Here is a 14538-nt window from a genome sequence, read left to right on the forward strand (position 1 = left end):
ATCAGAGCATTTCTAAAGAAATGGCTTATATTTTATACCTATGTACCGTTATTAGAACCATTAACTAATTAAAATTAGTGAATAATGGTTTCAGCTAGTTTAACAAAATAGGAAGCCTTCGTGCTTGAGAATCTGTTCAGCAAAAAAATGCCTGCCATGTTGGGATTAGATATTGGCACACGCTCGGTTAAGGGTGTGTTGCTGAACAGTTCCGGTGGACAGGTGCAAGTTATTGCCCATGCTTGCGAGTCAATTGTCGGTAACGCTTTTGTTGACCGCGATATTAAAGACTTCGACGCAGTCAGTAATGCTATCCGTAAAGTAAAGATGGCGCTTAAGACAAAATGTAAGACAGTAGCCTCTGCGGTTTCTGGTGCATCGGTAATTACCAAGGTCGTATATATGGACCCGGATCAAGCCGATCATGAGTTGGAAGCGCAGATTGAGATTGAAGCCGATAGTCTGATTCCTTATCCACTGGATGAGGTTTACGTGGACTTTGAGGAACTGGGCGAGAGCAAGGTGCATTTAGGCAAAGTAGATGTCCTACTTAGCGCCGCGCACAAAGATATGATTGATAGCCGGGTGACTTTGTTACGCGAACTTGAGTTTGAACCAAAGGTAATGGATGTTGAAGGATATGCTCTGGGAACCGCCATGCTGCACTATGGACCAGAGCAGTTGCAAGATGTGCCCTTGTGTTGCGTAAACCTCGGTGCCAGTCAATTGCTACTGACCGTGGTGGAAAATGACAAGGTGATTTATAGCAAAGAGCATGCCTTTGGAATGGACAGCCTGGTTCGGGATCTGGCGTTAGTGTATGGCATGGATCTAGCTGAAGCCGAAAAACAACTGATGGATAACACCTTGCCGGATGGCTGGCGCCAACAAAATGGTGCAATGTATCTGGCCAATCTGCAACAGCAAATCAGCAGGGCATTGCAGATGTATGCCTCTTCAACCAGCCGTAAAGCGCCGCAAACATTGTTGATCAGTGGTGGTGGGGCTAATCTGCCGGGTATCGCAGAGGAACTTGAACAAGAGCTTTCAATACAAGTCTCGGTGTTCAACCCTTTCAGTACTATGCAAATAAAGAACAATAAATCGAGCGAGGAGTTGCAGCGTATGGCTCCACAGTTAGCTATTGCAGTAGGTCTGGCGCATAGGAGCTTTACACCGTGGCATTTATAAATTTACTGCCCTGGCGTGAAGCTCAGCGCCAGAAGCATAAAAAAGATTACATTGTGATGTTGGCGATGGTGGCGTTACTGGCGCTGGCTATTTTCTGGGGCATTGGTGCTGTGGTGGATAATATGATTGCGGCCCAGCAAAAGAGAAACGGTTTTCTTGATCAACAAATTGCCTTGTTGGATGCGCAAATTGCCAAGATCAAGGATATCAAGGAACAGAAAAAGCAGGTCGAGCAGCGTATGGCGTTAATTGAGCAGTTGCAAGCCAACCGCAATGCTGCGCCTCATGTTATGGATGAATTGGCCAAGATTGTTCCACCTGGTGTGGCTTTCAGAACGTTAAGCCGCAAGGGCAACCGTATGGAAGTGATGGGCATCAGTGAGTCAAATAACCGACTGTCTGAGTTTATGCGCCGGCTGGAATTATCAAAAGTTTTCACTAATGGTGACTTATCCTCAATCGTTGCCGATACCAGTAAGTCTGATGCGGTAAGTGAGTTTAAATTGACCTTCAACATTAGCCCCAGTGTAGCGCCTGAAATTCTGGCTGCCGGAGCTGGCGAGGGGAAAAAATAATGAAGTTTGATTTCAATAAACTCAAAGAAGTCAACGAGCTGGATTTTGAGCAGGTTGCGATTTGGCCGTTTGAAGTAAAGGCACTGGTTGCGTTGATACTGGCAATTTTGGTCAGTGTATTAGGCTACTACTTATTAGTGAACGACAAGCTACCTGTGTTAGCCAGTGCTGAGCAAAAAGAAGCTGAGCTCAAGCAAACCTATGAGGCTAAATATCGTATTGCAGTGAACTTGCAGGCCTATGAAGATCAACTGGCCAAGATTCAGCAGGACTTCTCCTCAATGCTGAAGTCACTGCCAACCAGTAATGAAACGCCTGGGTTATTGGATGACATTACTTTTGTGGGTACATCGGCAGGTTTGAACTTCAAGCTACTGAACTGGCAGAAAGAAATTCCCAAAGAGTTCTACACAGAGCTGCCGATACAGATGGAAGTCAGTGGTAGCTATCATGAATTTGGGCAGTTCCTGGCTGATGTGGCTGGTTTGCCGCGGATCGTGACAGTGCACGATTTCGATCTTAGTCAGGAAGGTGACAGCTTAAAGCTAAGCCTGCAGGCTAAGACCTACAGAACCTCCAGCACCAATGTTCGGGGGGAAGGTAAATGAAGCACTATGTATTGAGCCTGGCTGTACTTGGCACCTTGATGGGGTGTCAGTCAGACACGCAGGATTTGCAGGAGTTTGTTGCGCAAGTCAAACAGAACACCCAAATTAGCATTGAGCCTTATCCAACGTTTAGCAAGACACCTGCGTTTAAGTACCAGGTGGCAGATAAACGCAGCCCGTTCCAGCGTCTGTCGGGTATAAGCGCAGATGTAGTGCAAACGGTGAAGGCCAACTGTTTGCAACCTGATTTTAGCCGTGCCAAACATCCGTTGGAGCAGTATGGTACGGACGCGCTGTCGATTAAGGGATTTTTTACCCGACAGCAACAGACCTGGGCGTTGATTCAGGCCAATGACGGTACGTTGCACAAGGCAAAAGCCGGGGACCATCTCGGACTGTTTTTTGGACGTATTACTTCTATCAAGGACGGAAATGTATACATTATTGAAATGCTGCCCGATGGCACCGGATGCTGGCAGGAAAAGCAGGCCACGCTAACAGTGTCACAAGCGGCAGGAGAACAGAAGAATGTCTGAGCGGTTTATATTCAACAAGAAACTCAATAAACGTAACCGGCTGCTACCTTATATGCTGGTGATTCTGGCAAGCCTGATGGGAGTTAAGTCCCAGTTGGCGCAAGCACAGGATGTCGAGCTGGTTGATCCGCAGGCAAGTGTTACCCTGCCTCACACCATGACTGCGCTGGATTTCAGCCGTAATCAGAATGGTGGCGCGCGAATTCAGATGCAGTTCAATGATGAAGAGTTCAGTGCCGCCCTGGCTAAGAGTAAAGACGGCCTGGAACTGATGCTGCCCGATACCCAACTGGGAGATGACTTATTATATAAGTTAGATGTCACTGAGTTTGGTACCCCAGTGCAATGGCTGGAAACCTTTCAACAGAACAAAGGCAGTCGGGTTGTATTTGCCATGCAAGGCGATATGCAGTTCCGCCATCAGAAAAGTGGCAGCGTGCTGGTGGTCGAAGTAGACACACCAGTGAAAGCCGCTGTAGCTGAGATGCAGACTGATGCCAACTATAGCGGTGCACCTATTTCACTTGATTTTCAGGATGTACCGGTACGCCAGGTTTTGCAGGTTATTGCTCAGATCAACGGCTTCAACCTGGTGACGACTGATACTGTGACGGGGAACGTCACTATTAACCTGACTAATGTGCCTTGGGATCAGGCGCTGGGCATGATTTTAAAGATCAAAGGCCTGGATAAGCGTATGGAAGGCAATATTCTGCTGGTTGCGCCAGCCGAGGAACTGGCCTCCCGTGAAACTCAGCGTTTGCAGTCACAACAGCAAGTTGCGGACTTGGCACCACTCAAATCCGAGACCATTCAGATTAACTATGCCAAAGCGGCCGAAATGGCCACTATTCTTAAATCCGGTGAGGGGGGCATTCTCAGTGCTCGCGGTACTGTAAACGTGGATAACCGCACCAACTCTCTGCTGATCAGAGACAGTCAGGAATATGTTGAAGAAGCCAAAGCCATGGTGAAGCAACTAGACATTCCAATTAAGCAGGTTTTGATTGAGTCTCGCATGGTGACTGTGCGTGATAACGTGGATGAGCAACTGGGGGTTCGTTGGGGCTTTAGTGATCAGCAAGACACTGATGGAGTTTCTGGCTCGCTGGAAGGCGCGCAGACCATTGCCGGTGGCGTGATTCCGGACTTGGCCAATCGCCTGAATGTTAACTTGCCTGTTGCAGGTACATCTGCAGGACGCATTGGGTTCCACATTGCCAAGCTGGCAGATGGCACCATACTAGATCTCGAATTGTCTGCGCTGGAACAGGAAAATAAAGGCGAGATTATTGCCAGTCCACGCATTACTGTGGCTAACCAGCACGAAGCTTATATTGAGCAAGGTACTGAGATTCCTTATGTGCAGGCTACCTCAAGCGGTGCAACTTCCGTTGAGTTTAAGAAAGCTGTTTTGAGCCTCAAAGTGACTCCACATATCACGCCGGATAATCGCATTATTTTGGATTTGGTGGTCACTCAGGATACCCGTGGTGATACGGTACAAACATCCACAGGGCCCGCGGTGGCTATCGATACGCAGGAGATTTCAACCCAGGTATTGGTTGAAAATGGTGAAACTGTCGTGTTGGGAGGAATTTTCCAGCAGAACCTGATTAAAGCCGTAAGCCAGGTACCTTTGCTGGGCGACCTACCCTTGGTTGGTAACCTGTTTAAAAATTCCCGCGATTTCAACGAAAAACGTGAGTTACTTATCTTCGTAACGCCACGTATCATGACTAATCAGTTGTAAGTTTATGCGGGAAGGCTTGCCTTCCCGCCCCTTCTTTTTAACCCGCCATGTTTTCCGATATTTCGCAGACCTAATTCATCGGCTTAAGGTAGATGGATTAAAAGGTCATCAAAACTTGCATAACTAGCGGCTTAGCTGAGATAATCCCGCCCCTGAAATTCGACCGGGGGTTGAGTTTATCCATTTTCAATTTTAGTTGTGTGACATAAACAGAGATGGCCGAAAAACGTAATATCTTTCTAGTTGGACCTATGGGCGCCGGTAAGAGCACCATTGGTAAACACCTTGCAGATGAACTTCACTTGGAATTCTTCGATTCAGATCAGGAAATTGAGCGTCGTACTGGTGCCGATATTGCCTGGGTATTTGATATCGAAGGTGAAGAAGGTTTCCGTCAACGTGAAGAAGACGTCATTAATGATCTGACTGAAAAGCAGGGCATTGTACTGGCAACAGGCGGTGGCTCAGTGATCAGCAAGAATGTCCGCAACAGGCTGGCAGCCAGAGGTATCGTAGTGTACCTGCAGACAACCATCGACAAGCAGGTTGCCCGTACGCAGCGTGATAAACGTCGCCCGCTGCTGCAAAATAACGATCCTGAGCTGGTGCTGCGCAGTCTGGCAGAACAACGTAATCCGCTGTATGAAGAGGTGGCAGATTATGTTGTACAGACAGACGACCAGAGCGCGCGCTCGGTCGCAACGCAAATTATCGAGAAAATCGGGCTCTAATTTCCTACATTTTTGCGAGGCTACGCTCATGAACCAATTGAATGTTGAACTGGGTGAGCGTAGCTACCCCATCTATATCGATGCGAATCTACTGCGTCAGCCCAATGTACTCCGCCAGCATTTGAAGACCACCAAAGTGGTGGTCATTACCAATCAGGTAGTCGAAGTATTGCACGGCGCTTTGATGCGCGAATTGCTCGAAGGCTTGCAGGTTGAAACCATAGTGTTACCTGACGGAGAGCAGTACAAGTCACTGCAAAGTTTCGAATCCGTAATCAGTCGCCTGCTTGAAATTCAGGCTGCCCGTGATACCACCTTGATTGCTTTCGGTGGCGGGGTAATTGGAGACTTGACCGGCTTTGTTGCTGCTTGTTATCAACGTGGTATCCCATTTATTCAAGTTCCGACGACTTTGTTGTCTCAGGTTGACTCTTCTGTTGGTGGAAAGACCGCAGTAAACCATCCGCTGGGCAAAAATATGATAGGCGCTTTCTATCAGCCGCAAGCGGTGCTTATCGACACCATGACCTTATGCAGTTTGCCCAAGCGAGAGTTCGCTGCTGGCATGGCTGAAGTGATTAAGTATGGTGTGATCTATGATGCGGACTTTTTTGCCTGGCTTGAAGATAATCAGCAAGGTCTGAAGGCTAAACAACAGGCCTTGCTGCAGCAGGTGATTAGTCGCTGTTGTGAGATTAAAGCGGAAATTGTCGCCAAGGACGAGCGCGAAAGTGGCCTTCGTGCGCTGTTAAATCTCGGCCATACCTTTGGGCATGCTATCGAGGCGGAACAGGGCTATGGTAACTGGTTACATGGTGAAGCTGTTGCAGCGGGCATTGTTCTTGCTTCTGTGGTTGCACAGCACAAAAACTGGTTGTCCGCGTCAGATGTTTGTCGCATTCGGGATCTGCTAGTGGCCTTTGATTTGCCTGTCAGTGCGCCTGACAATATGGATTATGACATCTTTATGCGTCATATGCGGCATGACAAAAAGGTTCAGGCAAACCGTATTCGTTTTGTCATTCCAACCAGTATCGGTAGTGCTGTGGTAACTGATGATATTGATGACGGGCTGCTTAAACAGGTGTTGGACGCCTAGCCCATGTTGGGAACCGCTTTGTGCAAAGAGCTTTTGTTGATTTACATAAACGATTGTCGCATCTGACCAGTTTTACATCTGGCCTTATCTTTGTTGCCGGTGAAGGTGCGGGGCATCAACAAGCCTTTGCCGGTGAGTTTCTCGCCAATCAGGATGATGAGTTCAATCTGGCTTATATTAAAGCCAGTGAAGGCAAAGACATCGCGTACTTTCGACAGGCTTTGGTCAACCAATTAATGGGCAATATCAGCCTTGACCCTCGTCGCCCACTGCCCCAAACACTGCAAAAGTTACTGGATAAAGACCCACAGCCTATGATGATCTGCATCAGTGCTGCAGATTTGTTGCCAGATGAATTGGTCGGGGAGCTATGGCATGTGGTGCAACAACTACATGAGCAGCGCTTCTGCGTTATTTTGTTTGGCAGTCGACACTGGACGGAACGCGTGAAACCCTCACTGTCTGGATCTGTCTTGCCTATTCAGGTCAATTACGATTTCACCGAACAAGACGCTTTGTCCGGTACTGAGTTGGAGCGCATGATCGCGCAAAAACGTCAGGCATTTAATGCCCGACTGGCAGCGAGACAAGTGCAGGTTGAGCCTGTCAGTGCGAAGCGGCCAGCCATTCTACTTCGTCTACTTGTTCTAATAACCTTTGCCATCTGTTTCAGCAGCGTGCTGGGCTGGTTTTATAAAGATGAACTTATGGCGTATTGGGTACAAAGTGACGAGCAAAAAACAGCAGTTTTGGCGGTACAGTCTGAGCCTGAAACTCTAGCCCCTATCCCCGAAATTCTGGCTGCACAGGAGCCACAAGCCACCGTGATTGAAACCAGTGCCACTGCTGTAGATGAGAACAACGTGAACAGTGAGTTACCCTTATCTGATTCAGCGACATCAGATGAGTTGGTGGCGGATTGGCAAAGCCAAGCCGATAAAATACAGCCGCCTTCGGTCCCCGTGGCAGTTGAGGTAAAGCCAGAAGAAAATACTGCTGATACAACAGTTAATGATGCGTTAGCTAGTGAGAGCATTGCACGGCCTTCGGATACGGAGGAATCTTTGCCTGCCGCGCAAGACGATCAAGAAGAAAGCCCTGTCAGCCTAACTTATCCCTGGAACGAAGCTGAGGTATTGGCATTGGCAGCTAACCGCTTTGTTTTGCAATTGTCAGCGGCCAGTGACGCTTCGCTATTGAGTAATTTCATTCAAGCGAATCAACTCGAAGCTACTACCTGGCGATATGAGACGCGACGTTATGGCGGTTCCTGGTACGTATTACTGAGTAATCAGTCTTTTGATAGCCTGGAGCAGGCTCGCGCCTATGCCTCATCCTTGTCTGCCTCAGTTCAGGCAGAAAATCCCTTCGCGAAAACAGTAAGGCAAGTGCAGGAAGAAATTCAGTTACTTGGCATGCAATAAATTTAATCCAATTGAACCGCGCTTTCAGTTACAATCCAGCCTTTGTGTAGCAGCGTTCGGCTCGAATGGATAATAAGAAGTGTCGCGCCTTTTTGAAGTGGGCAGGCGGCAAATACGCTTTGGTCAATGAGATTCGCAGTCGTTTGCCCACCGGGCAGCGATTGATTGAGCCTTTTGTCGGGGCGGGTTCAGTGTTTCTTAATACCCAGTACTCAGACTACCTGCTGAACGATATCAATCCGGATTTAATCAATCTGTATACTGAGCTACAGCTCAGGCCTGACCAATATATAATTGATGCAAGAGGCTTTTTTGCTCCTGAATTTAATCAGGCTGAAACCTACTATCGTTTGCGCGACGAGTTCAATCAGAGCTCAGATCCTTATCATCGCTCGTTACTGTTTTTGTACCTGAATCGTCATGGCTACAACGGTCTTTGCCGCTACAACCTTTCCGGAAAGTTTAATGTACCTTTCGGACGCTATAAGCAGCCGTACTTTCCAGAAGCTGAGCTGAATTATTTTGCCGAGAAAGCACAGTATGCCACGTTCACCTGTTTACCCTTTAGTGAGGTATTTGCCATGGCAGGTGAGGGTGATGTGATTTACTGCGATCCGCCCTATGCGCCAATTAGCAAAACGTCCAATTTTACCAGTTACGCCACCAATGGCTTTTCCATGGATGAGCAGAAGCAGCTTGCGATTCAGGCGAAACTGATAGTGAAAAGTGCCAATATTCCGGTACTCATTAGCAATCACGATACCGAGCAGACTCGCGAGATTTACCAAGGCGCTAATTTATCTGAATTGAAGGTGGGACGTTATATCAGTCAGAAAGGGCACAAGCGTAAAAAAGTGGATGAGCTATTGGCGCTATTTCACCAACCAGTTAACCAGAAACACCAAACCTACAACAAAGATCGTCACAAATAGAACACCAACAATCAGATAGGGCAGTACTGACGCGCTGTTTTCAAAGTCCTGCTGACGATTTTTAGCACTCTGCACACCAAATGCGCTAGCCAACACACTCTTTAGTATCTGACTCCAGCCTGGACTACTCATTAACTGCTGGTGCGCTGTTCACTGGTGGGTTCAACTTGTCTGGAGAGCAATTCAAGCAAGTCGAGGAAATGAAACTGTACGGATTGATTACCGCCTTTCAACCAAGATAACCAACTCACCCCTTGTTTAGAACCTGTAGCACAGCGGTTCTGAGGATGGCTCAATGGCAAGCTGCTATCCAGCTCGACACCTGTATCGCAGTTGCAATAACTATATTGTTGGCTATTCTCTTGAGCGGCAGGCACCATGGCAACAACCGTCAGAGATAAAGCTATCCCCACGGCGGCTGAATACATCGTCCTGATTTTACTGGTCATGATAAATCCAAATCTATCTGCTTCCCGACATTATACGTCAGTTGAAAGTTTGAACAACCAGCCTAACCGCACAAAGCAGTGTATTTGTCGCATTTTTGAACAGATTTAAGGCAGGCAATCTGCCTTAAATTAGTTCTGAGGCCAGGTGGTTTACCTGGCCTTTGACCATGTTCTTAAAAACTGGTTCCCCAGCTGACAACAAACTTGGTGTCGTCATCGCCGGACTCCTCATCGGCTTTTGATATGCTGAAAGTAAAATCCCCTTTGCTTAAATCTAACTGCACATGGCCATAGTCCTTGTCTCCGTGCACTGATTCATCGATATCAAAACTGTAGTATCCATAGGTCAGGCCAAGCGCGTAATCTTGAGGTAGTGCGAAGCTGTAACTGACATGGTAGTAAAGGTCGCCTTTACCAAAAGGCGCATCGTCATCAGCGTCGCTGTTGAGCGTATACGCAACGCCGAAACCCAAATCGCCAAAAGAGCCATTAAGATAAACTTCACCGAAATTGGAATCGTCGTATTCTTCTTCGGGGTAGGCGTAGTAGATATAGCCCACATCATAGCCAAAGTCGCCAGCCTCGCCGCTGTAGCCGGCGTACCAGTCGGTTTCAACGCCATTACCATTACCCCAGTCAATGGAGCCTAGCCACGTGCCCGCATAGAAGCCGCTTTCATGGCTGTAATCTATGCCGCCTGACACGGATGCACCATCGGCACTTTGTGTAACGCCACGCCACAGGTAATTGCTGGTCACGCCGATATTGGCAGAGACTTCAGCGAAGCTGGCTTGGCTGAACATTGACAGGCCGAATAAGGCCAGAGGCAGTGTGTTGCGTATTTTCATCTGTGTTCTCCGTTATTTATTAGCGTGCTGGTGAAGAACTGAGCAAACATGATGCCCGCCCTGTGAAAAATATTGGTTAATTCGTCGTTCGTAACGCAACTTATTGTTATTTATGGGATAAAACTTGTTACTTGGCCGAAGGTGTGCGGGGGCGACTTTCCTCATTCCCGCCGAGTTGATGGTTTTTTGCACCAATAAGGTGCGGTAGGACACTGGTGGTGCAAGCGGGCAAGTTTTTTTGTATCTTAAGGGCTCAAAAAATTCTCCGGATATGTCATGCAGCCATACTTGATTGCCCCCTCTATATTGTCAGCAGACCTTGCCCGTTTAGGTGAAGAGGTGGAAAAGGTGCTGGCCGCCGGTGCCGATGTGGTGCACTTCGATGTGATGGACAATCACTATGTACCCAATCTGACCTTTGGTCCTATGATCTGCAGTGCGCTGCGCAATTATGGGGTGCAAGCCGATATTGATGTACACCTAATGGTACAACCCGTAGACGATCTGATAAGCATGTTTGCGGACGCAGGTGCCAGCATGATTAGCTTTCATCCAGAGGCCTCTTTGCATGTGGATCGTAGCGTTCAACTTATTCATCAAGCTGGTTGTAAAGCTGGCCTGGTATTGAATCCGGCCACGCCACTACACTATCTGGATCACATGATGGATAAACTTGATTATGTATTGCTGATGTCGGTGAATCCAGGTTTTGGCGGGCAAGCCTTCATTCCCTCTACCCTTGATAAATTACGTTTGGTTAAAGAGCGGATAAAGGCATCAGGCAGAGAAATCCGCCTCGAAATTGACGGCGGCGTAAAAGTCGATAATATTCGCGCCATCGCTGAAGCGGGCGCGGATATGTTTGTGGCAGGCTCTGCCATCTTCAATCAGCCTGATTATGCCAGTGTCATAGATGCCATGCGTCAGGAACTGGCTAAAGCCAACATAAAGTAACGCTGTGCATTGCAGCTCCCAACACACCAGGAAATTCTGTTATGAGTAAACCCATAGTACTTAGCGGCTGCCAGCCGTCCGGACAACTGACCATTGGCAACTACATGGGTGCACTCAAGCAGTGGGTTGGCATGCAGCAGGACTATGACTGTCTGTATATGTTGGTGAATTTGCATGCCATCACAGTACGTCAGGATCCCCTGGCACTGCGCAATGCTACCTTGGATGGCCTGGCGTTATATCTGGCCTGCGGTATCGACCCTAACCAGAGTACCTTGTTTATTCAGTCCCAGGTGCCCGAGCATGCTCAGTTAGCCTGGGTATTGAACTGTTATACCCAAATGGGTGAGCTGAATCGCATGACCCAGTTCAAGGACAAGTCAGCCAAGAACGTGACCAATATCAATGCTGGGCTGTTTACCTACCCGACCTTGATGGCCGCCGATATTCTGATTTATCAAGCTGATCAGGTGCCGGTAGGTGATGATCAGAAGCAACATCTGGAATTGGCCCGGGATGTGGCTATTCGTTTTAATAATCAACACGGCGATACTTTTGTGGTGCCAAAGCCATATATTCCGAAATTTGGCGCGCGCATTATGAGTTTGCAGGATCCCACCAAGAAAATGTCCAAGTCAGACGACAACCCCAATAACTTTGTCGGCTTGCTGGAAGATCCTAAGAAAGTGGCCAAGAAGATTAAGAAAGCCGTAACAGACTCTGATGAGCAGGCGCGCATTTACTTCGATCCCAAAGAAAAAGCCGGTGTTTCCAACCTGCTGACCTTATTAAGCGGTGCATCTGGTCGCTCTATTGAGGAATTGGTGCCTGAGTATGAAGGGAAAATGTACGGGCATCTGAAAACCGACGTAGCGGATGCGGTAGTTGCTCTGCTTGAACCTATTCAACAGCGTTTCCACCAGTTGCGTGATGATCAGGCTGAGCTTGACCGCATTATGTTGGAAGGTGCCGAGAAAGCCAGTGCCAGAGCAGCGAAAACCCTGGCGGCTGTATATGATAAAGTGGGCTTTATTCCGCGACCCAGCCGATAATCAGCATGAAGTTTGTCGGCGGCCATCAGGCCGGCGACAAACTGGTTTCCCAAAGTAGCTTGCCATCACGGTTAAAATGGCTCACCGTCAGCATGCCGTCTTCGCCGTTTATCTGCATCTGACCAAAGAACTGGTAGCCCTGTGAGGGTTCTGCCCCTGGCTGAAGATCCTCGGGAATTCCTTTAAATATCAGCTGTGGGCCGAAGGTGTTATCAAACGCATTGGGGCCGAAAGTACCGGCATGTAAAGGACCACTGACAAACTCCCAGAATGGCGTGAAGTCTTTAAACTGGGCTTTGTCCGGATCGTAATAATGGGATGCGCAGTAGTGTACGTCGGCAGTAATAAAGTGCACATTCTGAATATCACCCTGGCGTATATGGCTGAGTAGTCCTGCCATCTCAAGCTCCCTGCCCAAGGGCGGGCCGTCAATGTTAGCCATGTTCTCGGCAATTTCTGTTCCCCAATCGGTGACCTTCAAGCCAATTGGCATGTCGGCGGCGATAATTTTCCAGGTCGCCGTTGATGCGGACAGATTCTGTTTCAGCCAATCCAGTTGTTTTTCGCCGAGAAAAGCCGTTTGTGGGCCTTGCTTTGTCTGCCGATTGAGATTGTTGGCGGCCCGATAGCTGCGCATATCCAACATAAATAAATCCAGGTGCGGGCCGTAGCTGACCTTGCGATAAATCTGTCGCTCGTCCTGGCTGTTTAGCCGGATGGGGTTACATTCCATCATGGCGCGGCGGGCGTATTCTGACAATAGCGAGATACTTTTCTGCTTATAGCGTTTGTCATCAAGGATTTCGCCGGGGTACCAGTTATTGCGTACTTCGTGGTCATCCCACTGCTGGAAAGTGGCAACCTGACGGTGAAAGGCTGAAACATGTTCATCCAGGTAGTTATAGTAATAGCGCTCCCTGAATTCCTGCAGGGTCTCGGCCACTTTACTCACCCCTTCGGTTTGCAAATTTGTCCATTGGCTACCATCGGCCAGGCTCTTGGTTGCGTCGATGGGGTTGTCGGCGTATATCAGATCACCGCAGTGAACAAAGAAATCCGGTTGCTGACGGAGAATGGCGGCGTAGGTTTGCATACCACCGCGATGGGTGTCGATACCAAAACCCTGACCGGCGGTATCACCTGACCAACAAAAACGTACATCGCGCTTATCCATGGGAGCCGTTTTAAATTGCCCTTGCCAGACGTCGCTGACGGCTCCCGGCTTTTCCAGACTGTCAAAGCTTACCCGGTAGTACCAGGTGCGGCCTGGCAGCAGGCCGTTCAGTAAGGTCTTGGCATTAAAATCATTGGGTGCCAAAGCCGCGCTGCCGACGAATTCAGTCAGGGTAGAGAAAGTCTCATCAGCGCTTACCTCAACTTGCATCAGGGCTGGTCTGTCGGTACGGCCCCAGATTACGGCACCGTCATAGCTTACGTCACCGGCGCTGATGCCAGTAAGTAGCCTTGGGCGCTGTGGATCGGCTGACAGTGCAAATATTAAGGGGCTGGCAGAAAGCCCTGTGGTCAAAATACCTAGTTTTATAAAGTCCCGTCTTTGCACGTTATTTACCTGATATATATAGCTTTACGCTGATTTTAACCTGAAATCGTGGCAATACTGTTACCAGCGCTTTCCAGTTTCGGCTGATGGGGCAAAGTATGTGTTGCATAGCCTGGGTTCTGTTCCGGGGCGAGTTTCGTTATTATCCGTGCCCGGTTTTATTCCTGCCTATGGCTGATATGCTGCTGCTGATTGATAACTACGATTCCTTTACTCATAACCTGGCTCGTTACTTTTCCGAGCTGGGTCAGCAGGTTATGGTAGTTCGTAATGATCAGATTGATATAACCGGAATAGAGCAACTAGCGCCGGATTATCTGGTGATATCACCTGGACCTTGTACGCCCAACGAGGCGGGGATCAGTTTACAGGCCATTAAGTATTTTGCCGGACGAATTTCCATACTGGGAGTTTGCCTTGGCCATCAGGCTATTGGTCAGGTGTTTGGCGCCAAGGTAGTAAGAGCCAGCCAAGTCATGCATGGTAAAACCTCAGCGGTGGAACATACAGATTCTGCTCTGTTTCGCGGTATCGACAGCCCTTTTGTCGCTACCCGATATCACTCTTTGGTGCTCGATTGGTCAAGTATTCCTGCCGAATTTAACGTCACTGCCTGGGTCGAAGAGTGGGATGGGCAACGCACGGCAATGGCGATTGAACATAAGACGTTGCCCTTACATGGTGTGCAGTTTCATCCTGAGTCGGTTCTGACAGAAGCAGGTCATTGTATTTTGGAGAATTTTTTGCGTACTTATGACAAAAAACGCACAAAATAGTCCATTATTAGAGCATTGTTTTATACGGGAAAAACCATAGAGCCAACTC

Annotated in this window: 16 protein-coding genes; 12 read left to right on the top strand and 4 right to left on the bottom strand. The window is 48.4% G+C overall.

Going from position 1 to position 14538, the window contains the following annotated elements:
* Positions 1–120 precede the first annotated feature (120 nt).
* The 9 genes from pilM (at position 121) to J0A65_RS07100 (ending at position 8849) form a co-directional block, all read left to right on the top strand.
* Positions 121–1191: a type IV pilus assembly protein PilM gene (pilM, locus tag J0A65_RS07060; RefSeq protein WP_416135300.1), complete on the top strand. Its 1071-nt coding sequence runs from the start codon at positions 121–123 to the stop codon at positions 1189–1191.
* On the top strand, positions 1179–1766 hold the full coding sequence (locus tag J0A65_RS07065; RefSeq protein ID WP_206593437.1) for a PilN domain-containing protein: 588 nt from the start codon (positions 1179–1181) through the stop codon (positions 1764–1766). Before pilM ends, J0A65_RS07065 begins: the two co-directional genes overlap by 13 nt.
* Positions 1766–2374 carry a type IV pilus inner membrane component PilO gene (locus tag J0A65_RS07070; protein WP_206593438.1) on the top strand — a complete coding sequence of 203 codons (609 nt, stop codon included), beginning with the start codon at positions 1766–1768 and terminating at the stop codon, positions 2372–2374. Before J0A65_RS07065 ends, J0A65_RS07070 begins: the two co-directional genes overlap by 1 nt.
* On the top strand, positions 2371–2910 hold the full coding sequence (locus J0A65_RS07075) for a pilus assembly protein PilP (RefSeq protein WP_206593439.1): 540 nt from the start codon (positions 2371–2373) through the stop codon (positions 2908–2910). The genes J0A65_RS07070 and J0A65_RS07075 overlap by 4 nt, the downstream gene beginning before the upstream one ends.
* The gene (locus J0A65_RS07080) at positions 2903–4663 is read left to right on the top strand and encodes a type IV pilus secretin PilQ (protein WP_206593440.1); all 1761 of its coding nucleotides are present in this window, start codon (positions 2903–2905) and stop codon (positions 4661–4663) included. Before J0A65_RS07075 ends, J0A65_RS07080 begins: the two co-directional genes overlap by 8 nt.
* Before the next feature lie 215 nt (positions 4664–4878).
* Positions 4879–5394 carry a shikimate kinase AroK gene (gene aroK / locus J0A65_RS07085; RefSeq protein WP_206593441.1) on the top strand — a complete coding sequence of 172 codons (516 nt, stop codon included), beginning with the start codon at positions 4879–4881 and terminating at the stop codon, positions 5392–5394.
* A gap of 28 nt (positions 5395–5422) precedes the next feature.
* The gene (aroB, locus tag J0A65_RS07090; RefSeq protein WP_206593442.1) at positions 5423–6493 is read left to right on the top strand and encodes a 3-dehydroquinate synthase; all 1071 of its coding nucleotides are present in this window, start codon (positions 5423–5425) and stop codon (positions 6491–6493) included.
* A 20-nt stretch (positions 6494–6513) separates the two neighbouring features.
* Entirely contained in the window at positions 6514–7917 is a 1404-nt protein-coding gene (locus J0A65_RS07095; protein ID WP_206593443.1) for an SPOR domain-containing protein, read from the top strand.
* A 65-nt stretch (positions 7918–7982) separates the two neighbouring features.
* Entirely contained in the window at positions 7983–8849 is an 867-nt protein-coding gene (locus tag J0A65_RS07100) for a Dam family site-specific DNA-(adenine-N6)-methyltransferase (protein WP_206593444.1), read from the top strand.
* Here J0A65_RS07100 and J0A65_RS07105 read toward each other — a convergent pair.
* The 3 genes from J0A65_RS07105 to J0A65_RS07115 all read right to left on the bottom strand — a co-directional run bounded on the left by J0A65_RS07105 (position 8790) and on the right by J0A65_RS07115 (position 10146).
* Positions 8790–8981: a DUF2970 domain-containing protein gene (locus tag J0A65_RS07105; RefSeq protein WP_206593445.1), complete on the bottom strand. Its 192-nt coding sequence runs from the start codon at positions 8979–8981 to the stop codon at positions 8790–8792. The two genes, J0A65_RS07100 and J0A65_RS07105, sit on opposite strands and share 60 nt — an antisense overlap.
* Positions 8981–9298: a hypothetical protein gene (locus J0A65_RS07110; RefSeq protein ID WP_206593446.1), complete on the bottom strand. Its 318-nt coding sequence runs from the start codon at positions 9296–9298 to the stop codon at positions 8981–8983. The genes J0A65_RS07105 and J0A65_RS07110 overlap by 1 nt, the downstream gene beginning before the upstream one ends.
* A 173-nt stretch (positions 9299–9471) precedes the next feature.
* Complete coding sequence (locus tag J0A65_RS07115) at positions 9472–10146, bottom strand: TorF family putative porin (protein ID WP_206593447.1); 675 nt, start codon at positions 10144–10146, stop codon at positions 9472–9474.
* 276 nt (positions 10147–10422) lie between these two features.
* On the opposite strand from J0A65_RS07115, the gene rpe reads away from it, so the two are divergent.
* Both rpe and trpS read left to right on the top strand, forming a co-directional pair.
* A complete protein-coding gene (gene rpe / locus J0A65_RS07120) occupies positions 10423–11100 on the top strand; it encodes a ribulose-phosphate 3-epimerase (protein ID WP_206593448.1) in 678 nt (225 codons plus the stop codon).
* 41 nt (positions 11101–11141) lie between these two features.
* On the top strand, positions 11142–12152 hold the full coding sequence (trpS, locus tag J0A65_RS07125) for a tryptophan--tRNA ligase (RefSeq protein ID WP_206593449.1): 1011 nt from the start codon (positions 11142–11144) through the stop codon (positions 12150–12152).
* Between the two features lie 25 nt (positions 12153–12177).
* On the opposite strand, the gene J0A65_RS07130 is transcribed toward trpS, so the two are convergent.
* Positions 12178–13713, bottom strand: a complete 1536-nt coding sequence (locus tag J0A65_RS07130; RefSeq protein ID WP_206593450.1) for an alkaline phosphatase D family protein — start codon at positions 13711–13713, stop codon at positions 12178–12180.
* A gap of 179 nt (positions 13714–13892) precedes the next feature.
* On the opposite strand from J0A65_RS07130, the gene J0A65_RS07135 reads away from it, so the two are divergent.
* Complete coding sequence (locus tag J0A65_RS07135; protein WP_206593621.1) at positions 13893–14489, top strand: anthranilate synthase component II; 597 nt, start codon at positions 13893–13895, stop codon at positions 14487–14489.
* Positions 14490–14538 lie beyond the last annotated feature (49 nt).

It is taken from the genome of Bowmanella yangjiangensis, assembly GCF_017255015.1.
Lineage (GTDB): Bacteria > Pseudomonadota > Gammaproteobacteria > Enterobacterales > Alteromonadaceae > Bowmanella > Bowmanella yangjiangensis.